Below are 23,793 nucleotides of genomic sequence, written 5' to 3' on the forward strand. Positions count from 1 at the left end.
TTAAAGTTGTTTAGTACGCAATTCGAAAATTATCAGCAATAAAATAACTACTTTAAAGATACATTTATTAAAACAACTATTCAAGAAAATAAATTGTGGTTACATTCAGTATACTTTAATATTATTTTAAATTACTAATTATTATAAATAATCAGATTTAGTACTAGAAAATGCTCATGGTACTATGGTATTATATTGGTGTCGACATGAATATACAAAATCCAACAATTTGATTAAAGGAGAAATCTAACATGAGGAAATACATAATTAAAGATAATAATTCGAGTCAAATCACAGGGAGGCAAGTATTCCTAAAAGCAGATAAAACACAAACTTTGAACTTTGACTATGCTCACGTATACCCTGAAGTAGAGGCATTCAATATAATAGAACATGATGATAACATGGAATTGATTGAGGTCAATGTAGTAGTTGTTTGAGAAGTTAGATAGATACACAGCTTTTGAATTTATTGAATCACTAACCCGATTGGTGAGGCATTAGTGAAGATATGAAGATTATTTACGATATAAATTAGATAGCTTTATATCTTCACTCAATGACAATATAAAATCTAATTAATAAAGGGGAGAATTTAACTATGAAAAAATACGTAATTTTAGACGTTGTTTCAACTAAGTTAACCGGGTACAAGTGTTTCTGAAAGCAAATAACACTCAAGTATCAAACTATGATCGTGCTCATGTATTCCCTGAAGATGAAGCAATGGTAATAAAGAGGGAGAATGATAAACTGGAATTGTTTGAGGTAATTGTTTTATTAGTTTAAAGATAACTTTACATAATATATAGCAATCGATCATATAATGAAAATAAGAAGCAACAACTCAATAAAGAGAGTGCATAAAATGACTAAGAACATAAATTTATTAAATGAAGCGTTTAATATACTCGCGAAATACAACTTGGTTAATATGGATATTGAACTACAAATGAGAATTGAAAATCACTACAGTTGAAGGGGATGTATCTAATTAAGTGGGTAGAGAACGGGAAGAACAAGAGTATAGTTGCAGCTTCTTGGATTACACGACTAGTATTAGAAGAAGAACTTGTGAATAAACAAATTCGGTTTGAAAGTGAAATTATATAACAGAAAGGATTATTAATCATGATAGTAATGACTGTAGATGAATTAGAGGAGCATTTAGCTCCTCATGTACATACTGGAAAATAGAGACAAAGACAATCAAAAGGCCTCACGAAATACGTATAGATGTGATTGAACGTGATGATTATGTATACGAAGATGACAAGGGTAAGATGTGCAAAGGTCGAGATATCAATAGACCATATTCAATGTTACTGAGTAGGAAAGGTGTAATTGGATATGTGGAACATCCGTATAAGGAAATAACAGCAGCAAATAAGACTGATTTTGAGAGAATGACAAAACTAATTGGAACAACTGTTAAATTTGACTAACACATATATTGAAATAGATAAAATTACAATTAAATCACGATTTTCATAGAATTTAGAAATAAATTGTACGGTAGAGAAAGGAGATAAATATGGATATAAAAACTTATCATACTGATGTAAATAGTACGCATATTACAGTTTCGAACGGTGAAAAAAGACTTCTAAATAAAGTGTTTGGATTACTTGAAGAGAGGGGATTCAAAATTCAAACAGACCAACGTATTTTGAGGGAAAGTCCAATTTTAGCGGATACACATTGGGAAGGTATTAAGGGGCAATTACAGTTCTAATCCCATATTTATCTAGCGGGGTTTGATATAGAGTTCTTTCAAGAAGTAGTAATTGAAAATAGAAATGGGGGCTATTACGATTTTGACAAACTTGAAAAGATGCCGTATCTCATCCGGTGTGAATTCTTAATATCACGTAAACATATTTGCGAGTTATTAGAATCAGAGGGATATTCCAATCGAGCTGAGCCGTCATTTAAATATGCATATGACAGAGTAATGTATAAAATTAAAAGCCGATTGAAACAATTAAGGCATAATGTGAAGCTATAGAGTTTATTAATGGTTATTTAGAAGGTGATATCAGAACAGTGACTAAAAAAATAGGCGGAATATTCAGTAATTTTGTAGAGATTGATGTGAGAGATGGAGTACAATATAGGAAGGTTAGGAAAGTTAATAGTTTATTAATGTCAGTTTGAATATATTAATCAATTTAACTTAATTGGGAATAAAAGGATAATGGTTGTGCGATATAATCCTGACTTGCTGTTTACTAGAAATAGTTTATCTAGTTATTTAGAAAGTATTAAAAATCAGGTAAGAGATGAAATTCAGAAATTGGAATAAAGTTACATTATGGGCGTTGCCAAAGAATCATTTATTCAATATGCGAAGGAGAAATATACTGCTGAAAATATAGTAGTTGATATAGATAATGCTTTTGTCGAACCAATTGATGAAAACATACGTGCAGAGGATTTTCCTGATTTTTTAAATGTATATGCTGGAAAGTCATATCCAAAGCCCGTTTATTATTTCTATTTACCGTTTAGTGGTAAAAAAGACTTGCTATTTATGCAAGCTTCCACTTATACGTATAATCCACGGAGAGCATCAGTACAAAGTGAGTTCTTAGTTTATAGATATGTTCAGTATGATGATGATATGGAAAAAGTAAATAATGAATAATTCAATTATGGTAATGAGATTTTTGCAAAGTGGCAACCTGTAATTGATATGTTCGAAGACAGTGGAATCTCACCTGAAGAAATTTTACTTCTAAAGGAATTCTTCGAACAGGTTAAGCAAAAAAGTTTAGGATAAGGAGGGACGTTATGAACAATCTTCTTTTGAATAATATTAATAAAAAACTAACTAATGTAGAATTTACTTATAATGGTAATGAAATAGAGGCTATATATTTAACTTTTGATGAGACTAACAAGGTAGAAATTAGTTGTGAAGCACCTTTTGCTGATTTTGGTGCATGGTTAAATCTGAAAAGCAATCAATAAAATCTTAGATTTACTAGGATATAAAAAGAATAATAGGAGCTGTCTATGAGTTACGGAGGAAGCGCACGGATAAACGGAGTAACATTTCAATCTGATGACGTCGTAGTTACGGCAAGAAGAGTAAAAGGGAAAATTAAAGTGGATGATAGTGGAATTTTCGATGAGTATGAATATGTAGAAAATGAAGGATTCGATATTGATTATACTATTAGTAAAATTCCTTTTTCAAGAGGGCTGTGGGCGCTGCTGAGAACAATATTTAGAACAGTAATACTTTTTATTACTTTAACTGTAGCATACTTATTGATATTCCGGGATGATGTTAATAATGAAGTTATAAACATACCTTACCAACTAATAATATCAATCCTAATTTTCGGTGCTTTATTAATAAGATTCACTCCATTGTCAAAATATCATGCTGCTGAGCACATGGTGGCAAACTGTTATGATAATAATGAAAAATTAAATGTCAAAAATGCTTTGAAACAGTCAAGAGTTTATGCGAACTGTGGTACAAATTTTGTATCTTTTATAGTAATTATTTTTGTATTGTTGATTTTTATTCCCGTCACAAAAGAAATAAACTATTTTATATTATACATTATGTCATGGGCAATCGTATATGAGCTAATCCAAATAGAGAATGAGTTATTAAAAAATTACTAAAACCTGTCTATTTAATTGGGTATTTTCTACAATATACTTTATTTACTTCAAAGCCAGACAAGAAACATATTGAAGTATCTTTAGCTGCATTTACTAGGATGCTTAAAATACAAAAAATAATTGACGATATGTACTCTTAATAAAAGAGGCATTGCATTCGGAGTTATGGTCAGTGCTATTTACAATTGGAGCTAATAAGCTTATTATTTATACTTACTTTAAATTAAAGTAGGGGAGTTCTAATTAGTGAATGCTATAATATTTGATTTAGAGTTAAATAAGACTTTTAGAAAAGGTCAAACTACGAGTATAGTAGAGATAGGCGCAGTTAAAGTATGTTTAGAAGATATGAAAGTGTTGGATACTTTTCAGGTATACATTATGCCTCATATCGGTATAAGAAAAGCAACGATAAAAATGATAAAGATGACTGAAGCAGATATAAAGACTGCTGTAACACCCAAAAGAGCCTTAAATAGATTCATTGACTGGATAGGCGAAGACTATTATCTGTGCTGCTGGGGGAATTCAGATAAGCTATTCTTAATAAATGAGTGCGTAAATGAAGGTATCACCTTAAAATGGTTAAAAAATTATAACGACATTCAACCGAATATATCCAATGTACTTGTTAACCGAGACCAAATGAAACTAAAGGATGCAATAAACCAATCAAATATCGCTGTACAAGGAAATTTCCATAGTGGTTTATATGATGCAATCCACACCGCAATGTTAATGACTAAGCACATTGATAAAATAAGACTTAAACGAAACTCTGCTGAATTTAATTATTCAATTAGGTGTCCGATATATAAACGTTGTAAAATATGTTCAATTGAAAAATTCTATAAGGAATTTCAATTGATTAAGGAAAACAAAAGAGGATTTACTTGTACAGAGTGTATAACTAGTATGATGGTACTTGATAAAACATGAAATTTATAAGGAAGTATGCTGCATATTCTTCTTGTGAGTGTGCAGTAAAAGTACATATGAAGGTGAATTTATAAAACTAGAAGGATATACTAATGAGGAAGTCGAGCTATACATATAGCTTATATGATTTAGAGCCGAAATTAGAAAAACGTGTCACTGTTGGATCATTACCTTTTAGAAACAAAAGAGAGAAACGGAAAATCAAGTATAATCTTATATTGGCATTTAATAATAATGTAAAATTTATTGAGCAAAACGGCTTCATTATGTACGAATATCAGGAGAAAGTACAGGCTATTTAATAAGAAAAATAATTAAAATCATAAAGATAAATTTACATAATAAATAATGATGAACTTTACGATACATGGTATATTAATTATAGTTGGGAAATTAATTCCAGCTCTTCCAGTCGAGGACTATCATAGGAAATGAACACGCTTGGTACTAGTAGGGAAAATATACTTGTTGAGGTGATTAGCATTGAAATACTTTGATTTTAAACTCTACATAAGAAATTTACAACTGAATGATGAAACCATTCTATCAAAGCTTGCTGGGTATGCATCTACAAGTGGTTTCATTAAATGGTTGGATGATCCTAAGCGTGATATTCAAGATTTTGACAGATTAATTAAAATAGTAAAATATCTTTTCCCAGATCGGGAAACAGAAATTATGGAAAGATACGCTATGACATTAGAGTCAAATGAAAAGACTGCTAGACAAATTTTGGAATATCTATCCTGCAACAGACGAATGGAAGCCTTTAGACAGCTATTGGATAGGATGTTGGGAACAATAAATAAAGAAAGTCTAGAATGGGCTAAAGTCCATAATTTACAGCATGAGTGGCTGATTAATTCTTATACTCTAGATAAAAATCAATTCTTAAATGATGTATCTCACTTAAAAGTGAAGGACGAATACTTGAATGTTTTTGTGAAAATAATGAAATGCTACATTTACCATTATAAGAGAATCATAAAATGGCATGTGAGATAACAAAAGAGGTGCTATTGAAATAGACAATCTAAAAGGAAGTTACCTAAAGAATGTCTACACTGCTAAATTGAACGAAGTTATATCATACATTAATTTATGGGTATTCGAGAAATACTTTCTTATTGCGGTAGAGATTTGTATGAAAAGATTAAGAATGATGAGTTAGATTGAAATATAAGAATTAATCGAAATGATTAAGTATAAAAACCTCTCCAAATAGAGAGGTGTCAAAGCAATTTAAACTTGAAAATCTTTTTTTAATAGCACTTTACATAGCGGACAGTCAACTTTATCAAGCTTTTTGAATTTAATCTTTCTTAAGTCAGATCTTGTAAAAGTTAAAAAATGGTTATATTTTTCTCCGCAAATACAAGTGTGTTCATCTTTTACAATGTGTATCTCATTGGTATTACTCAATACAACTGTGGGGTAATGCAAGACACGCCCTCTTTTCTCTAATTTTCAGGCAAATTAGAAAGGGGATAAACTTGGTAACCCGGCTGTCATGGTGATTAGATATCACTTTAGACCCGTGGCTTTGCGTCTTTTACTTTCATAAAATTTGCCACATATATTGTATCACAGGTAAATAGTAATAGATAAATTTATGTTACTTCTATTTACTCAGTAGGCACTAGATTTTCCTGAATAAAACATTTATTTTATGAATAAACGACAGTTGCACGAAGGTTTGTGATATTGCTAGAAAAATTAACGGAATATTATAATAGAATGTGAGGTGATAAAATGAAAATCGACCATCATGTAATGTACAGGTTGGTACAAAAAGTAATAGGAGTTAGCGATGATTGCAAAATACAAAAATATATCAATGATAATTATTATGAAGTTGTCTACAGAATACTGGAATTCATAAATGAATCTATTTTATTAATTGAAAATTATGCTCCAAGTCGCCGTGACACACTCGATTATTATATAAACGGGGAAACTTTGCTTATTATGAAACCAAAGAAGGCCGAATTAGTTACGCTATATGACATTACGCTTGATGCAGAGGATAGAGAGAACAGTCATAAGATTAGACAATACGTCAAAAAATAAAATTAAATAATGGCAATGTTAAACGAATAAGTAAACGACAAGCTCAACAAGATCAGATTACTAAGCATCTAGAGTATATGCTAGTTTATCTAGAAGGTATTCTAACCGAAGATAAGGTTTCCAGCATTGAATGTGAAATAAAAAAATCAATAGAAATTTGCAAAGATCATGCTTCTGAGGCAAAAAGCTTAAGGATGGAAAATAGAGAAATGATTCATTCATCTTGAAAGTGTTGTGTCAGAATGCTATATATTGTGGTATAATTATAGATCATACAATTAATTTGATTAATGAAGTATTGATACATTTAGGAGGAAATTATTTTAATGTCAATCGAAATAGGCAGCAAGGTACAGGGGAAAGTAACAGGAATCACTAATTTCGGAGCATTTGTAGAGTTACCAGGAAACATAACCGGACTTGTACACATTAGTGAGGTTGCAGGTAGTTATGTAAAAGATGTTAATGATCATCTTAAAATAGGAGATCAGGTTGAAGTAAAAGTCTTAAGTGAAAAAGAAGGCAAGATTGCTTTATCGATAAAGCAAACCATTGATAGGCCTGAAGGACAGCGTGAAACTTATACTAAGCGACCATTCCGTAAAACTGATAATCGTCCAAAAAGTAATTTCCAACCAAAAGAAACCTTTGATGATAAAATGTCCAAATTTCTAAAGTCCAGCGAAGAAAATTTATCATCGCTTAAACGTAATACCGAATCCAAACGGGGCGGTAGAGGCGGAAGAAGAGGTTAACATATAATAAAACAGCGATTTTAACTTAAAAGATTGTGAATTCAGCTAAGGAATCCTTTATTTAACAAGGGTTTTTATATGTGTAAATTCACAATCTTTTTTTGTTTTATATTTGAATATAATTTAAAGATAAATTTATGAAATTAACTATAAATTGGTTGTTGCATAACTTTACTGTATAAAGAGTTTGTACAAAGAATACTTGGGAGGAAAGATAAATCATGATGTTAAAAGATGGGGAAATATTAAACCATGTGGTTCAGCATTCGCCTAAGTGGAGTACATACAATCAAATTAAAGTTAAAAAAGAAATGATCGAAAGCTAATCTAAATGATATTAAAAATAAGATTACAGAAAAAACATTCCGGAAATACATTCATCAGAAGTATATAAGCAAATAATGAGGTTTTTAGATCAAAAGAAACCTAAAAGTAATAAATACGAAAGCAATGAAACGAGTAATGCCTATACTAAAGATGTAACAGATTACTTTTCAATAATTAGAGACCAAGATATTAAATTTTTAAAGCAAGAAGATATGAATATTAGACTGGATGACTTTGAATACTTTATAGAGTTTCTAGAATTGTCAGGACTATACGCCAATGCGACCATTAATAGGAAGGTGTCTAGTGTGAAGTCGTTACTTGAGTATTTACACTCAAAGAAAATTGTAAATGACATCAGTTACTTGAAACGGATAAAAAGTAAGGCAGATGATTCTGAACGACACGGCATATTGACAGTTAGTGAAGTAAAGCAGATGTCTGATTTAGCTCTTGAGGAAAGAGAGAAGGGCATTATAAAAAAGTATTTCTTTCTTACTGGGATTAAATACTGCTTTAAGAAAAGACGAGCTACTAAATTTAAAGTGGATTGCCTTTCATATGGAAGGTTCAAGTGTTTTGATAAGTGGTATAGGAAACGTTAAATTTAGAAAAGAGATTTCTACAAAGTTTTATGAGGAGTTAATGATTTTAAATAAAGGCCAAGAAAAAGTATTTGATATATCTTCAGATAGTATTGTAAACGTGTTCAATCGGATTAGGAAGAAAATGAGCTTTCCTAAACAACGTAACATTGTTATTCAGAGTATTAGAAAAGCTGTCAGCAGTAATTTTTATAAGTTAACTAAAGATCCTTTTACAACTATGAGATTTGCAAATCATAAGAATTTTAACACTACAGTTAGATATATTCAGGAGGAAGGTTATGGAGCAATTACAATTACTGAAGATATAGATTTAGATTTGCACAAGAAGATTAGTCATCAGAGTTTATTGGATGCTTTAAGTGAGATGGATGAATCTTTTGTGCTGTTACTTAATAATAAGATTAAAGAAAATCAAAATAGAGAGCTAAGAAATTAAGGGGAAAATATGTAATTATTGTTTACGTTGAATTTTAAAGACTGTATATTATTATCAATAGATATTTATAAGATTACGCTTAAAGGGGTGGCACTATTTAGTGAGAGCAAGTAGAAGTGAATTAGAAAATACATTGCAAGATGTTATATTAGAGATAAAACATGATAAGAAGAAAGTTAAAAATATTAAAACAGGATTGAAGGCGTACAGTATTCCTCCTGGAGCAGTACAGAGATATTTTGCTAATCCTCAAGAAATTCTTCCGGAATTAGATCTGAGAATTCTTTGTTTATTAACTGAAGAAATCTATTTAGAAACAATGTTAGATGGTTTAAATCCTACAAATATATTTGAAGAACAAGAGTTAAAAGTGGCTAGAACTTTTGATTATTCATTATTAAGTAGCATTAACATGATTGATTTTCCTATATATTTAAATAATGTCATCATGATTGATTCTGAGAATTTTGTTACAGTTTGGAATGGTAAATTTATAAAACAATTAATGGATAATCAGCTGTTAAGGTATAACTTTGATACTCAAAGAGAGCATATTAAAGTAAAAAGAAATAATACAATTCAAAAGGTAATCAACTTAAATAGTAAATCTGTAGATGAAATTGCACAAGCAGCGTTAAAAGGTGAGTTAGAGAAAACGACTATAACTATTAACGCATTAGTTGGTACTGCTGATGACGGAGAAGAGTTAGAGTATGATGCTAAAAAAATGCAATTGATTATTAAAGATGGAACATTCTTGGACATTGTTGATGGGATGCATCGAATCTTTGGGATAATTAATGCATTAGAATCTAATCCTGAAATAGAACATGAGTTTATTATTTCAATAAAAAACTTTAACACTAAACAAGCTCAACGTCATTTAGCTCAAATAAGTACATTCAATCCAATTTCAAAAACACATATAGAAGCATTAAAGGAATCAAGAAAATCAGATATGGTTGTTAGACATTTAATGAGAGAATCTGATTTAAAAGGAAGAGTATCGCAGACCTCAACTCCAAAGCCGACTTTGGGAGAAGTTGTTTCTTATAATACTTTAGCAGATACAATAGATGAAGAATTTCAAATGAAAACCAAATTAGATGCGGAAGAAGTTGGTGAGTATCTTACTAAATTTTTTGATCATTTAATTGGGACTTATTCGGAGGAATTTGTAGATAATCTAGGAAAAGATAGGAATTTGATTAGTGAAAATATAATGTTCGCAGGTTATATTATATTAGCAAGAAAAATGTTGGATGATAAACTTAAAATTCGAAATCTTAAAGAGATAATAGATGAACTAAATATAACTAGAGATAATGAAGTCTGGGAAAAAGTAGGAGTTCTAGATAAAAATAAAAATTTTGTAAGTACTGCTAAACCGAAGGTGAAAATGTATTTCAGGAATCTTGAGTTGAATAAGTTTAAAGCTGCAGGAGGTATTGAATAATTGTGGCCGAATTATATCAAGAACACATAAAGGAACAATTTTTAAGTCAATATGATAATAAAAGTACAATAGATACAATAAAGCATATTTTTATAAAGAGTGCTGAAACAGAGTTATTAAAAGAAAAAGACTTGTTTGATTTCACTATAGAAGAAATTGAAGATATGATGAGGGAGTTAAATCCGAAAACTACAAACTCAGCAAGAACATACGGGAGATTTATTAGAAAATACATCGAATGGTCAATAGAGCCTAAAGGTTATAGAAGAAGTAATATTAACCTAATATCGTCAAAGCATATGTCTTATTTTGATAATTTTATAGATAGGTCATTGAAACTTTTATATACAGATGAAGAGATAAGTGAAATGTTAGAGAAGCTGGTTAATTATCAAGATAAAGTGATAGTTTGTCTTTTATTTATAGGGGTAGCAGGGGATGGTCTTTCTGAGATATTAAATTTGACAAGTGATGATATAGATTTTGAAAATAGAATACTTAATTTGAGAGATGATGATGGGGACAAACGACCATTAGAAGTATCTAAAGAAGTAATAGAAATAATCGAAGGTGCACTAGATAAAGAAAATATCCATTATTTATTAAAGAACGGACAATCGACTGGTAAGAAACCACATGCCCTTTTGGTGGATAATGATTACGTAATTAAATCAACCTTAACTAATAATCTTGTGAACCCAGAGAAAGCAAGTAAGCATCTAATATTTAGAAGGCTTTCAATGATGTCCGATAAAGATGTTCTTGATTATCCATATTTAACTGCTAGAAACATCGAGAAATCAGGTAAAATAGCTTTAGCAAAAGACTTATATATAGAAAGAAAGACACTTGGTAATGACGAATTAAAAATAATTGGTGATAAATTCGGTATGAAAAAAATTATGAGAAATGGTGAATTGGGCTATAATCTTCATTCTCTAAGGCAATATATCAACATAGAAAATTTGAAGGACTTGTATCCAGAAATATTTGAATGAATTAGCAATTTTAAATCCCTTAATAATTAGAAGGATTTAAAATCACATACAATAAAGATAAAATTATACGTTGCGATTTTATTAAAATGAAAATGAAATTTGGAAGTTTGTGAATTATATACATGAAAAAACTAGTAAGAGGTAAACTTGTAATTGACATAGAAGTGGTCATGGAAGTCGCGAAGGAATCTGAAATACTTAAAACATTTACGAATGATTCACTGCAATTTAAGGATCAACTATTAGATACTGGGAAAAGTATACATAAAATAAAGGAAACATCTCATGATATGAAATGGGAAACAGTAGAAAATGCCAATGAGGAAGAATTTGAGACAGTGGTAGAGTTTGAAGAAAGAATTTTGAAAGAAGAGGACAAAAAAATACTGAGCGTCAACTCAGCATTAAAGCTTTCCATATCATGACTGCAATCATGATTGGTGAAAAGTAGATACATCTTAAAGATATTGAGGACTTTTCTTTTTAACATTAATAAAAGTAAAATTACGTGACGTGGTCAAATTAACGAAACTTGTATTTTAATTAAAAATAAATTTACAATAAAGGGAGTGCCTAGTATGAACATTGAGCTTACACCAAATGAATATTATTAAAGAAGAGCAGAATAAGGTTGATGATCAACCATGTACAGTAAAAACTGGTTGCCTCTAAAAACATTAAGAAGTCAACCAGAGTATTTGATTGAATAAATTATTGTGCAGTTAAGCCACCATCAATTACGAATTCAGAACCTGTAGAATAGCTTGATTCTTCGGAAGCTAAGAATAAAACAAGATTTGTTACTTCTTCTGACTTTGCGACACGTTTAAGTGGAATATGTTTCGCAAATTCTTTAATGACTTCAACAGCATCGCCTTCTGTTACCATTGGTGTTTCTATCACACCTGGATGTACTGAGTTTACGCGAATACCGTAGCGTGCAAAATCTATCGCTGCTGCTTTTGTCATTCCGCGAACTGCAAATTTAGTATCGGTATAACCAATTGCTCCAGCTACTAAGCCATTCATTGAAGAAATATTGACGATTGATCCGTTTTCTGTTTTTTTCATAGATGATACAACTGCTTTCATCCCTAAAAATACAGATACTTGATTAATATTTACGATTTTTAAATATTGCTCTAATGCTGTATTTTCAATAGAATTGTTGACACTAATACCAGCGTTATTCACTAAAATATTTACGGGGCCAAAAGCTTTTTCAGTTTCAGCGACGACTGCTTCCCAATCTGCTTCACTAGATACGTCTTGTTTAATAAACATAGCATTTTCGCCAAGCTCCTGAGCAAGTGCTATACCTGCTTCTTCGTTTAGATCTGTTATTACAACTTTTGCGCCTTCTTCAACAAATTTACGTGCATGTGAAGCACCCATACCACGTGCTGCACCTGTAATAATAGCGACTTTATTTAATAATCTTGTCATAATAGCACCTCTTTTGGTTATTTTGATAGTTCGACTATCATTTTCTACAAGTTTATTTTATAATAGTTATAAGAATATATCAAGATAATAGAAAGGGTTGTAAAATTTTGGAGATTAATACTAGAGAAAAAAATAAAAAGCAACGCACAGAACAAATTATTCTTGCTGCTGAGGAATTATTTTCAGAGAAAGGCTTATATGACGTACAGATGCAGGATATTGCCACAAAGGCTAATGTTGGTATCGCGACATTATTTCGTTATTTTCCAAAAAAAGAAAATATAATTGTGGAAGTAGCAGTCTTTGTTTTAGGCAAGTTTCAAGAAGACTTACAAAAGATTGCTGAATCAGAAAAAAATGCATTTGATAAACTAGAGCAATTATTTGATTACTTTTTAGAGGTAGCAAATGGGCCAGCTAGAAAAGTTACGTTATTTCGTGAAGCATTTGAAAGTTATTCTTCATACAGAAATGAGCCTTTAGAAAATATTAATGCTTATATAGAAATACAAGAGGTTTTATCGCATGAGATATTCAAAATCATTAAGCAAGGCGAAGTTGATGGTTCCATTCGTTCAGATATAAAAACGGAATTAGCTCTTGCCACAATAACGAATTGTTTTGGTATGTTTTCAACTAAAATTACGCTGCATGAACAGGTGGCTAATTTTTCATCAGGAATTACGGCCATTGACCAGCAACAATTTTTAAAAGAGTTGTTTCTTGGTTATATTAGGGCTTAAAGGATCGACCATCAAATTTTTCAATAGTAGTCAAACCTACAGATGAGCAAAAACATAAAATAATTAATTTTAATAAAGCATTAAATGAGCTGCCTGTATTAGAAGCTTTGATTTCTATGGATGGTGGGATATCCTATTCAACTGAAAGTATTAAGTTAGATATAAGGAAGTTATATGTGAGTGATTTATTTCTATAAGAGTCAATTAAGATAACTTTATACAAAAAACAGATAGTGGCCGACGTTGAGGGTGAATATACATGTCAACCTTATACAATATCGATAACTACAAAGAAAAACTAATTGAGCTAACTGGTCATTCTGAAGCACACGTTGATAAATTCATAGAAACTTTCAAAGCAAGATTAGACAATGTGAGTATTTCATCGTTTCGTGATGCGTTTATCAGTTATGAAGCTGTTAAACATAATGCAATAGAAGTTAATGACTTCATAACTCAGTTATTTGGTAGATATCCCTTGTTGTTAGGAAGATTGTTAATTCATCTAGTTGAGGAAGAACTAAACATATAAAAACAGAGTTTCATTGTATACATAAGAGGAGAGAAAGGTCAGAAGGTAATCTCTCCTCATCTATAACTTTTAATATCAGTTGAAGATTAGCGGGTATATCCACCAAGTTGTTGTTCAGCCATTTGTACTAAACGTTTTGTAATTTCTCCACCTACAGATCCGTTGGCGCGTGAGGTTGTTTCAGCTCCTAATGTAACTCCGAACTCTTGCGCAATTTCATATTTCATTTGATCTAATGCTTGTTGTACTCCTGGAACAACTAAATTATTACTGTTGTTACTTGTCATGATGTACATCTCCTTAGAATTTTAGAATATGGTGTTGCAAGAATAGTTTGTGTTAGTAGGAGAGTTTTATACATAGAATTCGAAAAATATTAAAAAGATAACATTATGTGATTTAGAGTATTGGTTGTTTGGCGAATGAAGGTAAGATTTTTGAGCAGTTGGTTGAACAAAGTTGCTCCGAACAGGGTACGTTTTTCTTTCGTGTACGAGATGTGAATCCTATGGCAATTAAAAAAGGGCAATCTGTTCCAAAAAATAAATATGATGCTCTAATATTTCGTAAAAATCATCTGTTTCCTGTTGAGTTAAAAAGTACGAAAGCAAAAAGCATTTCAATGAAGGAAAGTATGATCAAAGCTCATCAAATTAAAAATCTGAAAGAAGCAGCAAAATTCGATGGCGTAATAGCGGTTTTTTTGTTTAACTTCCGTGAGCCTGACAATAGAACGTTTTTTGTCCATATAAATGACTTTCTGGATTATCAAAACATAGCTGAGAATCAAATAAAGGAACATACATAAGTAAAGTGAATAAGAGTTCTATTCCGATTGCCATCTGTGAGGAAATTGGGACTGAATTAAAGAGTGTGAAGAAAAAGGTTAACTATAGGTATTTTATTAATGGATTGATTTTGACAATCCTTTTAAATTCAATACTTCTCCTCTTAAATATTGGTGAATATTAGGTTGGGATATGTTCCGCACGCAAGTTCATCCATGGGAACGTGAGCAATATATGAACATGTATTAAATCGTGGGAAGCCATGACACATCTAGTGTTGGGGCTTTTTTGTTTTGGGCAGATTACGCCTTTTCCATTGGCGTTTTAGCAATTGCCCAAGAATTGTCCAAAAAATAAATTAATCAAGGACATTTTTCATATGTTCTTCGAATTTGTTCATTTGGTCTTGATCAATTTTTTTACTGATGTGCGAATAAACATCAGAGGTTATTTGCATACTGCCATGTTCTAAACGTTCTTGTAAATATTTCATACTCACATCGGCTTCCAATTGTAAAACGGCATGTGCGTGTCTTGAAGAGTGAATAGGAAGTTTAGGCAAATTAGCTTTTTTAAAAATTCTAGCGAACGAATTAAAAAGACTTGACTTAGGTATATAGTTTCCAGCGTTTCTGCAAAAAACTAAATGTAATTCAAAGTGATAATTATTATTTAATGCGGTTTTATTTTGATATTGGTATTTTTGATGAAACCTCAGATCATTAGCAAGTCCCTGGCTAATTGTGATGATGCGTCTCGAATTTATATGTTTTTGTATCACCAAACATCGTATCTGGATCACCTTTAGGTGCTTCTTTAAAATCAAGAGACTTATTAGTGTTTATAGCGTTATTTTGGAAATCAACATCTGTCCACTGAAGTGCAGCTGCTTCACCTTTACGCATTCCTGTTTCAATAAGAGTTTTATAAAAAAACCAATAAATATAATCATAATTATAAGCTTCTCTTAGGAAATCTGATATGTGCTCCGATTCAATGAACTTAATTTCTTGGTCTTTCAGCTCGCCCTTAATCGTAACGCTAACGCAAGGATTCTTTTCTACCTTATGTAAGGTAATAGCTTTTTCAAAAGCGTTATACATCGTTTCATGTATTATTACGACAGTGAGCTTGCTATATCCTTTGGGGTGATCGAATGAATGCTGTTTATCAAGATGAATTGAAACGAAATATTGTCATTGATCGATCGAAATAAATGAACATGACACATTCGTTACAAGAAGATGCTATCGACACCCTAGATGAATTGAAATACGAATTGGTTTTAGCTTCATTTCGTGAATTGGATATGAAAAGTAATACTAATAAGTGGTTTTATCCAAACGTTGATACTGATAAATCAACTTGTCTAGTTCTTGACTATATTTAATAGTTTCGGGACTAGAGATTCCATTTTCCATACCTGATTTAATCATTTGATTTTTTAACATATTAATATTTTTGTACAATACTGTGCAATTTAAGTGTTTTAGCATAATCTTTTAGCTCCTAAATTTTAAATGTATTAGTAAATTATGCAATAAATTGAGTAAAAATGGAACAATTTATTGTTCTGATTTATGAAGAAGTAACAATATGTTTAAAAACGCAACAGTCAACATTTGACACAAACTCAACTTCCGAATGATTCGAAACATCCCTCTGAAACACTCGAAACCATTCGGAAGTTCCGAAAGATCAAAAAAGTACGAAATAGAATTATTTTACAAGATTCGACAAAAATAAGTACCGCATAATAGTGTTAAATTCGCGTTAATTTTTATTTCAAGGGTAATTTTGGTCTCGCAATCGTTAAAAGGCCGTAAGGAGCTTTTAACTAGCAAATAAACAAAGGTGGTAATTTACGCATGGGATATTCTCGTGAAGAACAAGAAACTTCATTGGTTTTTGAAAACAGTACAGGTGAATGGATGGTTTACTCTACCGTTCCGAAACACATTAAAAAACTTTCAAATTTGTGTGAGTTAATCGTCATAGAATCGGAGGATGATAGACCGATCGCTGTAAAGGGTGTTTTATCGGAAAGCAGGTAAGTATGAGAAATCCCCGTGTGATGTCCGAAGAACAGAAACGAAAAGCATCTAAAAGGCTTTCTAAGGCTAGAAATCATGCAGTTAATCTACTATCTTATGTTTTAGGTGTAATTAGTCCGGTTTTGTTAATAAGGTCTGAAAATGACTATAAATAAAGGAGAATACGAGAATGTCCCAAACTCAATTGAATGTTTTATTTAAGAAGATCCAAAAAGATGATAAAAAAGAGGTTCTTGAGTTCCATGTGCAAGGGGACGAGCTGCCGAACTCTGAGCAACTAGTTGGGATGGCTGGATCCATTGTTTTTCTGAATGTAGAAACAAGCAAGGCTGGAAAGATTAACACGGAATCTAAGTCCATACAGCGTGACTCCAAGAAAACAACATTGAAATTCAATGTTAAAGGTGACAGTGAAGAGAAGATGAACAAGCTTTACCGTTTGCTGGCCGAAGTGTTTCTCACCTTCTGGAAGCTTCACAAACGTCCATTGAAGATATTAATAAACCGCATGAAGGAATTGAGTACACAATCGAGAAAGATGGTACAACAAAGGTTGCTGCCGATCAAATGTCTCTGGAAGATGTGAAGGAAGAGGAAGAAGGTCAGGTACATGATGTACTAGAGCAAAAAGAAGAGGATCCATTTGATTCTCCAGGCATTGACGAAGCAGATCAGCTAGATTAATAGCAAAAGCCTTAGGAGGAGAACGGATGATGGGTATGCAATTATCTTTCTTTCCATACGTTGACGAGAAACAGATTCGCTCCATTGTTGTTCAAGAGCTGAAAAAATATAAGGCACTTAAGATACAGCAGCAGAATAGACAGGAGCTAACGGAAAAAGGCATTTCGGGTAATATCTTTCCAAAACTTCTAGAAAATGATTTGGAGAACGAATTAAAGGTTATACATATGGAAAGAGCCTTGGAAAATAGCTTGGACCATATCGAAATGAAGTATCTAAGCCCTGAGAGACAGAATGACATTAATATATATGGAGCTTGGTTTGCAAAAGACACCATACTGCGAAAAGAAGAAGGTTGCTATATTCATGATTGCTTCTCTTTAGGAATAATATAGGACAAAAATAAGGACAAATTAAGGAGAAAAAGGCTGCTAAACTTGTGGACTTTTTTTCTGCGTATTTTTATAAGATTATCTCAGGAAGTAATTCAATGAAGGTTAAGGAAACGTTTAATGACTATGTTGGAAATTATGGTATATCAACTTCAGTAAGATACATAAATAAAATGTTAGCTGATGTGTATTTGCCTCATGGTATCAAGGTTCCTATAACCTATACTGCAGAAGTGGATATAAGGCAGATGAAAATACCAATAACATTAGAATTTCATTTAACTGAGGATGGAAAATTATCAGCAGAGTGGAGAATTTATTGGTTTGCTAATAAAGATTTGTAAGCATCCTTTCGAGGGTGCTTTTTATTTTGGAGAAAGAAGGAGTGGTTCGATTGAGTAAATTTATTAATCAATCCGATTGTAGCTGTTGTTAACATTCTTGAAGCAAAAGGAATTTTGACTAAAGAAGAAGTAAAAGCAGAAATAAAAAACTGGATGAAGAAGACAGGAAATCTTAAGGGAGACTACTTGTCCTTTTGTATCATCGGATACCTTTAACTCTTTGTTTCACCTCTAAATCATTAACCATTCGAGTTTGGATGCCCTCATAAAAACTATTCAATATAACATCTAGTGCAGCAACTAAATTATCATTTTCAATACCGTGATTCTTTAATTAGTTCTTCGTACATTATTACACCTCCTACCTAAGACATATTTCAACAGGAAGTGAGGAATAACCTTTTATTTTTGAAGAAAGAAGGTGATATGGGTTTTTCAATTTAATTTAGTTTTTTTGTCTAGTACAAGTTCTCACCTTTTGTCATAAGCTACAGCGTAAAGCATTAATAAAAAAAAGGGTGGGATTTTTTTATGAGTTGTAATTGTAGAAGATGTCGTGAGCATGCACAAAGGGAGGAAGTAATTACAAGCCCAACTAAAACAGTAGTAAACACTAGAACAAAAGAACGTGTGGTAAAGCACATTCATCCAACAGAAGTTATTAATGTTAACAGAACTGTTATTAGAAACGAACATTTCTTTCCAGTACATGAGAGAGAAGTTAATGAAGTAGTGGAGGAAAACGTTGATTGTGGAAGAGACTTTAATGACAACAATAGATGTAGACCGTTTTGGGACAGGTAATTGTGTAGGTTTAATATAAGAGAGCACTCATTCAATGAGTGCTTTTTTTATTATGAAGGATGATGGATATGGAGAAGCAGCAAGCAAATTGTATGAATAAATATTGTGGGGCAAGAATAGTCGGTACTTGTTTAGATGGAATTAAATGTCCTGTTTGTAATGATCTTGTTTAGTCTGCTCCTTATGATGGAATGCCAGGACATATTTAATTACAGCCTATTCAAAAAGAATAACAGACCTAAATATAACAAAGGATTATCAATAGAAATATCAGCAGATACAGATAATCTTACAGCGAAGCTAAGAGCAATCTCTAAACATGCATAAGCACTAGCCGATGAGTTGGAACAGATTGATTTATCTGTATGTGATTATTATGGATGGATTATGAATGGCAGCTGAATACAAAACCAAGGAACAAAAGAAGAGGTTCTACAGGTCGAGTGGATGGGAGCAGCTAAGACTCGAGGCTTTAAAGAGAGATAACTATGAGTGCCAAGAGTGCAAGCTTTAGGCATATAATTTCTATCATTATTACTACCAAAAGTGATTAATTAAAGAGAGAAGGCTTATGATGGCATATTAAGGGAACAGAACAGCTCCATTCTTTTCTTTATTCGAGGGGGAGAAAAATCCTTTACTACACAAGCTTCTCATTAGTACTATTTTGATAAATTACCATTTTTTGTTTATAAATGTCGAGTTGTGTGGTAAAATGACAGTGAAAATAAAAGGAGGAACACACAGTAGGATGAAGAAAACTAAATTGCTTCTCAGTATTGTTTTGTTGATTAGTCTTTGGATACCTCTGGGAGGTTCAAAAGTCCATGCTTCCAATACGTTTACAGATATCTCTCAAAATCATCGAGCTTACAATGAAATTACCTATCTAGCTACTGGTGATATTGTTAGCGGATCACTGAATGGTAGATTCAATCCGAATGATTTAGTTACAAGAGATCAAGCAGCAGCGATGATAGGAAGAGCCCTGGAACTAAATGGACAACAGAGGCCAACAGAGTTCAAAGATGTCGGTTCGGGTAACTTTGCATCAGGATACATACAATCGGCAGTAGATAAGAAGATTTTATCGGGTTATGGCGGTGGCATATTTAGGCCTGCGGCTGTTGTTAGCCGCGGAGAAATGGCTGTCATGATTAGTAAAGCATTTGGCTACGAATTCGGAGGTACGCTATCGGGTGCAGCAAATGCTCTGATGAGCATAGGAATTGCTCAAGGAATGACGAATGGCTCATTTGGAGCGGATCATTCATTAACGCGAATGGATTTTTCTATTTTCTTGGCAAGAGCCATAAATCCCAAACTGCGTGTTAATTCTTCAGTTACCTTTAGCAATGAATTATTCGTAACATCAAGTTCATTAAATGTTCGATCAGGACCAACTACGAAATACCCAGTGGTTGCATCAGTTGCTAATGGAGCAAGTGTGAAATCAGCGCACAAAGTAGGAAACTGGATATACATTCAAACGGGTGCAAAGGAAGGGTTTGTTAGTGGTTCATACGTAAGTTCTTCAGTCGACGCACCACCTGCATCATCACCTTTGGCGGATAAAACGATTGTCATCGATCCAGGTCACGGCGGTACAGACCCGGGAGCAGTTGGTTTTGGTCTCTATGAAAAAACGGTTGTCTTAGATACTGCTCTAAAGGTCAAGCAATTGTTAAAACAAACACCATTTGATGTTCAGCTTACTAGAGAGAAAGATGTTTATATCTCTAAAGATAACCGGTCAGCTTTTGCTAATAATTTAAAAGCGGATATTTTCGTCAGCATTCATGCGAATTCTGTTAACGATAGCAGTGCAAACGGAACTGAGACCTATTATTATAAGTCTGCTGCGACTAATACTAGAATTACTGAAAGTGCAGAACTAGCAAAAGCTATTCAAGCAAGACTAATTGAGGCTTGGAATCTCAGAGATCGTGAAGTGAAAACCGCTGAATATGTAGTTCTTAAAAAGACGAACATGCCTGCTGTGCTTGCGGAGTTAGGCTTCATAAGTAATGCCTCTGATAATGAAAAATTAGCATCACCATCTTGGCGTCAAAAAGCAGCGGATGCTATTTTTCTAGGAATATTAGATTACTACAAAGGAAATGGCTATGACGTTAAGAAGTATTATAATCTCGTAGAGTGAACATAGGAGGAGCTTTATAGGCTCCTTTTTCTCTACCCAAAAAGGAGAGTAGATGCGATTTTACCTATCATACACACGAAAATGTTGTTAAATCAATAAAAAAACAGAGCGAGTTCATATGCGGATTCGTCTGCTATTATACATACTTTTATATGTGTTTTTAGACCTGCGGGTACTCCAAAAGAGAACGGCTTAATAAAAATGAAAGGTTTGTTTATGTATTCATACGAAGAGAAAATGCCCGTTGATATTATGTATATAGGAGGGGTGTAAAAATGAAGAAAATATTACTAATTAGTATAGTATCACTTTCTCTACTGTGTCTTACGGCATGTACTGATAAAATAGAGACTCAACCAAAAGAGGAACAGAAAGAAAATGATGAGAAAGAAGTTACTCAGATTACACCAGAAGGTGGGTTAGGTGACACCTTAAAAGTGTTTGAACAAAATTATGGACCTAATTCAGGAAATAACGACCTGGCAAGTTTTAAAAACGATTACATACAACCAGGTTTTTGGGAGGGTAAAGCCAATAGTTTTTATTTTATGTTAATAAGGACAGACAAAGCCAATTGGACGAAAGAACAAGTATTAAATGAAATGAAAAAGGTGATTCCGAACGATGCTGTAAAGGTTAAGGAATATTTCTATCGGGACAATCCCCAAATGGAAGTTATTGAATATACGAGTGAATCTCTAAAGAATGTCTTTGATGATTTGTATGAACCAGAAGAGCCAGGAAATTTTAACGTCTTATTATATAAAGAAGAAGACATTTTTATTAGTGCTAGTGCGCATGTCGGTAAGCCCCCTGAAGAGTAATTTGATATTTTGCATAGAAAAAGTCCCTTCTCTTAATCGAGATGAGCATCTTTTGGATAATCGTTTGTTAAACTAAAGCACCAGTAAGTTGAATAAAAAACTTTATTTCGCTAACCACCACAGTTATTAATGGTAATTGACGTAGTTGCATTTGTTCCATAGGAAGGAAGAGCTGCTGTAATGTTCGCTATACCTGTATTGCTATTAGCTATATATGTTGCGTTAAAATTCCCCGCTGTGTCCGTTGTAACCGAGGATGGATTGACGCTACCAAGATTATTGTCATTTACTTGAAAATGTACAGATACCTCTCCGGCAGGACTCCCGTTTACGAATACTCGACCCGAAAGATTCGATGTGTTTCCACCTGTTCCGGCTGTACATATGGGACTTTGGGCAGCATTGAAGTTATTAATAGTTGCGGTAGGTTGAGAACAGTCGATGATGGTAATTGAAATGCTAGCGATTGTTCCAGAACAATCTGGCAGCGTGGCAATAATTGAGACTGTACCCGTACCGTTTGTGGCGATAAATACAGCTGCAAAATGCCCAGTTGCATTGGTAGTAGTCGCAGTGGGGATGAGAATACTAAGAGACGGGTTACTTACGGAAAGACTAACAATCATCCCTGCTTCAGCAGGACTCCCATTTATGAACACTTAGCCAGAAATAAATCCTGTGTTATTTCCTGAATTTGACGAACATAGTGTAGACGGGTTAATACTTAAAAATATCGACGATTTTGGGTTTGTTGTCCAACAATCATGCTGGCTTGTTGGACAATATTCATGATTGAGTTGTCTTGGGCCTGTTTTTCGAGTGACAAAACAATATCCCATCGAATTAACACCTCACTTATATAGGGTTAGTTAAGTTTATTCCAAATGATTAAGTTTGCTTGGACATTTCTCCCTTTCTTCGCAAGTGATGGTGTCTATATGGTTGTAAAAATGAAACCAATCATTTAATCTCTTACCTTCCCTCAAGCTCAGCCCTATTTTAATAAATCATAAGTTTTCAAGGGAAATTGCTTTGTACTTTTTTTATGTATACCCTCATCAACTCTTCACACCTATTTCTTAACCGCGGATTGAAATAATTATGGTGCTCGTTACCACTTATGCCAACCAACCAGTTTGACCCGATGCAAAGCAGTTCCAGCAGAGGTATATGAAACAGCTCTTAACAGGGATGCGGAGCCATATTTATTTCTAATTTTGTTTACCACATAGCCTAGCTCTCATTTTTTTCACCTGTATGGGAGGAAAGAAGAACAGGGACATTGTATAGTTGTTTACTTTAATTTGTATAGGTTTTGTGCTTCAATGACACAGAGTATGTTTGAAACGCAAGTCCACTCATGGGAAAGCGAGCAATACATGAATATGTACTAAGAGCTAGAACCCTTGATATCGTTGGTATCGAGGGTTTTGTTTTGTGGGCAGTTTGCCAAATTAATTAGGTTCAAAAGTAACTGCCCATAAATCACATCGCTCTCTATGAATTTTTGCTGGAAGAAGTTGATCTATATTTCATGATGGATTTCTCTTTAGATACAGAAGATAGGCAGCGGCTTGATGAGTTGCAGGATCGTTTGCCGCAGGAACTGCCGTTTTAAAGAGCTGACACTTGAAGATAGTACCCGGAGATCTTAGTTGGTAGAGGGAGGATTTTTAGGTTGTATTATCGGTTATATTTATTTCATTTGTTTACTTGGAGCCGAATCCAAAACGTTTTTAAAGAATTGGACCGTACAGTTCATTTAATCTCCAGTTGAGTTAAATGAATGT

The 23,793-nt window shown here is 32.8% G+C and carries 31 protein-coding genes, 3 pseudogenes and 1 riboswitch; of the genes and pseudogenes, 28 read left to right on the forward strand and 6 right to left on the reverse strand.

Features of this window, described 5'->3' with window-relative positions:
• Positions 1-251 precede the first annotated feature (251 nt).
• The 16 genes from ACIQZI_RS12670 to ACIQZI_RS12745 all read left to right on the forward strand — a co-directional run bounded on the left by ACIQZI_RS12670 (position 252) and on the right by ACIQZI_RS12745 (position 11,656).
• Complete coding sequence (locus ACIQZI_RS12670) at positions 252-440, forward strand: hypothetical protein (RefSeq protein WP_062180652.1); 189 nt, start codon at positions 252-254, stop codon at positions 438-440.
• Between the two features lie 798 nt (positions 441-1,238).
• Positions 1,239-1,445: a hypothetical protein gene (locus ACIQZI_RS12675; protein WP_403073516.1), complete on the forward strand. Its 207-nt coding sequence runs from the start codon at positions 1,239-1,241 to the stop codon at positions 1,443-1,445.
• An 89-nt stretch (positions 1,446-1,534) separates the two neighbouring features.
• On the forward strand, positions 1,535-1,735 hold the full coding sequence (locus ACIQZI_RS12680; protein ID WP_403073518.1) for a hypothetical protein: 201 nt from the start codon (positions 1,535-1,537) through the stop codon (positions 1,733-1,735).
• A 579-nt stretch (positions 1,736-2,314) separates the two neighbouring features.
• Entirely contained in the window at positions 2,315-2,647 is a 333-nt protein-coding gene (locus tag ACIQZI_RS12685; protein ID WP_403073520.1) for a hypothetical protein, read from the forward strand.
• A 146-nt stretch (positions 2,648-2,793) separates the two neighbouring features.
• A complete protein-coding gene (locus ACIQZI_RS12690; RefSeq protein WP_403073522.1) occupies positions 2,794-2,973 on the forward strand; it encodes a hypothetical protein in 180 nt (59 codons plus the stop codon).
• Between the two features lie 45 nt (positions 2,974-3,018).
• Positions 3,019-3,642 (forward strand): DUF1385 domain-containing protein, encoded by a 624-nt coding sequence (locus ACIQZI_RS12695; protein ID WP_403073524.1) that lies wholly within the window; start codon positions 3,019-3,021, stop codon positions 3,640-3,642.
• Between the two features lie 246 nt (positions 3,643-3,888).
• Complete coding sequence (locus ACIQZI_RS12700) at positions 3,889-4,581, forward strand: exonuclease domain-containing protein (RefSeq protein WP_403073526.1); 693 nt, start codon at positions 3,889-3,891, stop codon at positions 4,579-4,581.
• 92 nt (positions 4,582-4,673) lie between these two features.
• On the forward strand, positions 4,674-4,883 hold the full coding sequence (locus tag ACIQZI_RS12705; protein ID WP_403073528.1) for a hypothetical protein: 210 nt from the start codon (positions 4,674-4,676) through the stop codon (positions 4,881-4,883).
• Positions 4,884-5,064: 181 nt separating this feature from the next.
• Positions 5,065-5,586 carry an AimR family lysis-lysogeny pheromone receptor gene (locus tag ACIQZI_RS12710; RefSeq protein ID WP_403073530.1) on the forward strand — a complete coding sequence of 174 codons (522 nt, stop codon included), beginning with the start codon at positions 5,065-5,067 and terminating at the stop codon, positions 5,584-5,586.
• Between the two features lie 487 nt (positions 5,587-6,073).
• A riboswitch (cyclic di-GMP riboswitch) is annotated at positions 6,074-6,163 on the reverse strand.
• Between the two features lie 170 nt (positions 6,164-6,333).
• On the forward strand, positions 6,334-6,651 hold the full coding sequence (locus ACIQZI_RS12715; protein ID WP_403073532.1) for a hypothetical protein: 318 nt from the start codon (positions 6,334-6,336) through the stop codon (positions 6,649-6,651).
• A gap of 326 nt (positions 6,652-6,977) precedes the next feature.
• The gene (locus ACIQZI_RS12720) at positions 6,978-7,406 is read left to right on the forward strand and encodes a S1 domain-containing RNA-binding protein (RefSeq protein WP_403073534.1); all 429 of its coding nucleotides are present in this window, start codon (positions 6,978-6,980) and stop codon (positions 7,404-7,406) included.
• A 401-nt stretch (positions 7,407-7,807) separates the two neighbouring features.
• Positions 7,808-8,338, forward strand: coding sequence for a site-specific integrase (locus ACIQZI_RS12725; RefSeq protein ID WP_403073536.1), 531 nt, complete (start codon positions 7,808-7,810; stop codon positions 8,336-8,338).
• On the forward strand, positions 8,295-8,777 hold the full coding sequence (locus tag ACIQZI_RS12730) for a site-specific integrase (protein ID WP_403073538.1): 483 nt from the start codon (positions 8,295-8,297) through the stop codon (positions 8,775-8,777). Before ACIQZI_RS12725 ends, ACIQZI_RS12730 begins: the two co-directional genes overlap by 44 nt.
• Positions 8,778-8,877: 100 nt before the next feature.
• Entirely contained in the window at positions 8,878-10,233 is a 1,356-nt protein-coding gene (locus ACIQZI_RS12735; RefSeq protein ID WP_403073540.1) for a DNA sulfur modification protein DndB, read from the forward strand.
• A gap of 2 nt (positions 10,234-10,235) precedes the next feature.
• The gene (locus ACIQZI_RS12740; RefSeq protein ID WP_403073542.1) at positions 10,236-11,231 is read left to right on the forward strand and encodes a phage lytic cycle repressor MrpR family protein; all 996 of its coding nucleotides are present in this window, start codon (positions 10,236-10,238) and stop codon (positions 11,229-11,231) included.
• 122 nt (positions 11,232-11,353) lie between these two features.
• Positions 11,354-11,656, forward strand: a complete 303-nt coding sequence (locus ACIQZI_RS12745) for a hypothetical protein (protein ID WP_403073544.1) — start codon at positions 11,354-11,356, stop codon at positions 11,654-11,656.
• A gap of 286 nt (positions 11,657-11,942) precedes the next feature.
• Here ACIQZI_RS12745 and ACIQZI_RS12750 read toward each other — a convergent pair whose 3' ends face one another.
• Complete coding sequence (locus ACIQZI_RS12750; protein ID WP_062180600.1) at positions 11,943-12,677, reverse strand: glucose 1-dehydrogenase; 735 nt, start codon at positions 12,675-12,677, stop codon at positions 11,943-11,945.
• Between the two features lie 107 nt (positions 12,678-12,784).
• Here ACIQZI_RS12750 and ACIQZI_RS12755 point away from each other — a divergent pair, with 107 nt between their 5' ends.
• Both ACIQZI_RS12755 and ACIQZI_RS12760 read left to right on the forward strand, forming a co-directional pair.
• Positions 12,785-13,420 carry a TetR/AcrR family transcriptional regulator gene (locus ACIQZI_RS12755; RefSeq protein ID WP_403073546.1) on the forward strand — a complete coding sequence of 212 codons (636 nt, stop codon included), beginning with the start codon at positions 12,785-12,787 and terminating at the stop codon, positions 13,418-13,420.
• A gap of 259 nt (positions 13,421-13,679) precedes the next feature.
• The gene (locus tag ACIQZI_RS12760; RefSeq protein ID WP_403073548.1) at positions 13,680-13,952 is read left to right on the forward strand and encodes a hypothetical protein; all 273 of its coding nucleotides are present in this window, start codon (positions 13,680-13,682) and stop codon (positions 13,950-13,952) included.
• 86 nt (positions 13,953-14,038) lie between these two features.
• Here ACIQZI_RS12760 and ACIQZI_RS12765 read toward each other — a convergent pair whose 3' ends face one another.
• A complete protein-coding gene (locus tag ACIQZI_RS12765; protein ID WP_062179636.1) occupies positions 14,039-14,239 on the reverse strand; it encodes an alpha/beta-type small acid-soluble spore protein in 201 nt (66 codons plus the stop codon).
• A 128-nt stretch (positions 14,240-14,367) separates the two neighbouring features.
• Between ACIQZI_RS12765 and ACIQZI_RS12770 the strand changes: the two are divergent.
• Positions 14,368-14,924: pseudogene (locus tag ACIQZI_RS12770) on the forward strand (Holliday junction resolvase RecU).
• 174 nt (positions 14,925-15,098) lie between these two features.
• On the opposite strand, the gene ACIQZI_RS12775 reads toward ACIQZI_RS12770, so the two are convergent.
• Together ACIQZI_RS12775 and ACIQZI_RS12780 are read right to left on the reverse strand one after the other, a co-directional pair.
• Complete coding sequence (locus ACIQZI_RS12775) at positions 15,099-15,542, reverse strand: tyrosine-type recombinase/integrase (protein WP_403073551.1); 444 nt, start codon at positions 15,540-15,542, stop codon at positions 15,099-15,101.
• On the reverse strand, positions 15,478-15,843 hold the full coding sequence (locus ACIQZI_RS12780) for a site-specific integrase (RefSeq protein WP_403073553.1): 366 nt from the start codon (positions 15,841-15,843) through the stop codon (positions 15,478-15,480). Before ACIQZI_RS12780 ends, ACIQZI_RS12775 begins: the two co-directional genes overlap by 65 nt.
• A gap of 119 nt (positions 15,844-15,962) precedes the next feature.
• On the opposite strand from ACIQZI_RS12780, the gene ACIQZI_RS12785 reads away from it, so the two are divergent.
• Positions 15,963-16,130: a hypothetical protein gene (locus ACIQZI_RS12785; protein WP_216636897.1), complete on the forward strand. Its 168-nt coding sequence runs from the start codon at positions 15,963-15,965 to the stop codon at positions 16,128-16,130.
• Here the strand turns inward: ACIQZI_RS12785 and ACIQZI_RS12790 are convergent.
• Positions 16,063-16,236 (reverse strand): aspartyl-phosphate phosphatase Spo0E family protein, encoded by a 174-nt coding sequence (locus ACIQZI_RS12790; RefSeq protein WP_082675035.1) that lies wholly within the window; start codon positions 16,234-16,236, stop codon positions 16,063-16,065. The genes ACIQZI_RS12785 and ACIQZI_RS12790 overlap by 68 nt on opposite strands.
• A 372-nt stretch (positions 16,237-16,608) precedes the next feature.
• Between ACIQZI_RS12790 and ACIQZI_RS12795 the strand changes: the two genes are divergently transcribed.
• From ACIQZI_RS12795 to ACIQZI_RS12830, 8 genes and pseudogenes are all read left to right on the forward strand, one after another.
• Complete coding sequence (locus tag ACIQZI_RS12795; protein ID WP_403073555.1) at positions 16,609-16,794, forward strand: hypothetical protein; 186 nt, start codon at positions 16,609-16,611, stop codon at positions 16,792-16,794.
• 169 nt (positions 16,795-16,963) lie between these two features.
• Positions 16,964-17,380 (forward strand): hypothetical protein, encoded by a 417-nt coding sequence (locus ACIQZI_RS12800; RefSeq protein ID WP_403073557.1) that lies wholly within the window; start codon positions 16,964-16,966, stop codon positions 17,378-17,380.
• 127 nt (positions 17,381-17,507) lie between these two features.
• Positions 17,508-17,862: pseudogene (locus ACIQZI_RS12805) on the forward strand (ArpU family phage packaging/lysis transcriptional regulator).
• A gap of 106 nt (positions 17,863-17,968) precedes the next feature.
• The gene (locus ACIQZI_RS12810; protein WP_403073559.1) at positions 17,969-18,214 is read left to right on the forward strand and encodes a hypothetical protein; all 246 of its coding nucleotides are present in this window, start codon (positions 17,969-17,971) and stop codon (positions 18,212-18,214) included.
• A 531-nt stretch (positions 18,215-18,745) separates the two neighbouring features.
• Complete coding sequence (locus ACIQZI_RS12815) at positions 18,746-19,018, forward strand: CotD family spore coat protein (RefSeq protein ID WP_403073561.1); 273 nt, start codon at positions 18,746-18,748, stop codon at positions 19,016-19,018.
• Between the two features lie 391 nt (positions 19,019-19,409).
• Positions 19,410-19,526, forward strand: a pseudogene (locus ACIQZI_RS12820) (HNH endonuclease); the annotation flags it as partial.
• Between the two features lie 243 nt (positions 19,527-19,769).
• Positions 19,770-21,179, forward strand: a complete 1,410-nt coding sequence (locus ACIQZI_RS12825) for an N-acetylmuramoyl-L-alanine amidase (protein WP_403073563.1) — start codon at positions 19,770-19,772, stop codon at positions 21,177-21,179.
• A gap of 275 nt (positions 21,180-21,454) precedes the next feature.
• Positions 21,455-22,003: a hypothetical protein gene (locus ACIQZI_RS12830; RefSeq protein WP_062180559.1), complete on the forward strand. Its 549-nt coding sequence runs from the start codon at positions 21,455-21,457 to the stop codon at positions 22,001-22,003.
• Between the two features lie 110 nt (positions 22,004-22,113).
• Here ACIQZI_RS12830 and ACIQZI_RS12835 read toward each other — a convergent pair whose 3' ends face one another.
• The gene (locus ACIQZI_RS12835) at positions 22,114-22,662 is read right to left on the reverse strand and encodes a hypothetical protein (RefSeq protein ID WP_403073565.1); all 549 of its coding nucleotides are present in this window, start codon (positions 22,660-22,662) and stop codon (positions 22,114-22,116) included.
• Between the last annotated feature and the right edge of the window lie 1,131 nt (positions 22,663-23,793).

The organism is Peribacillus sp. NPDC096379 (assembly GCF_044762875.1).
Taxonomy (GTDB): domain Bacteria; phylum Bacillota; class Bacilli; order Bacillales; family DSM-1321; genus Peribacillus.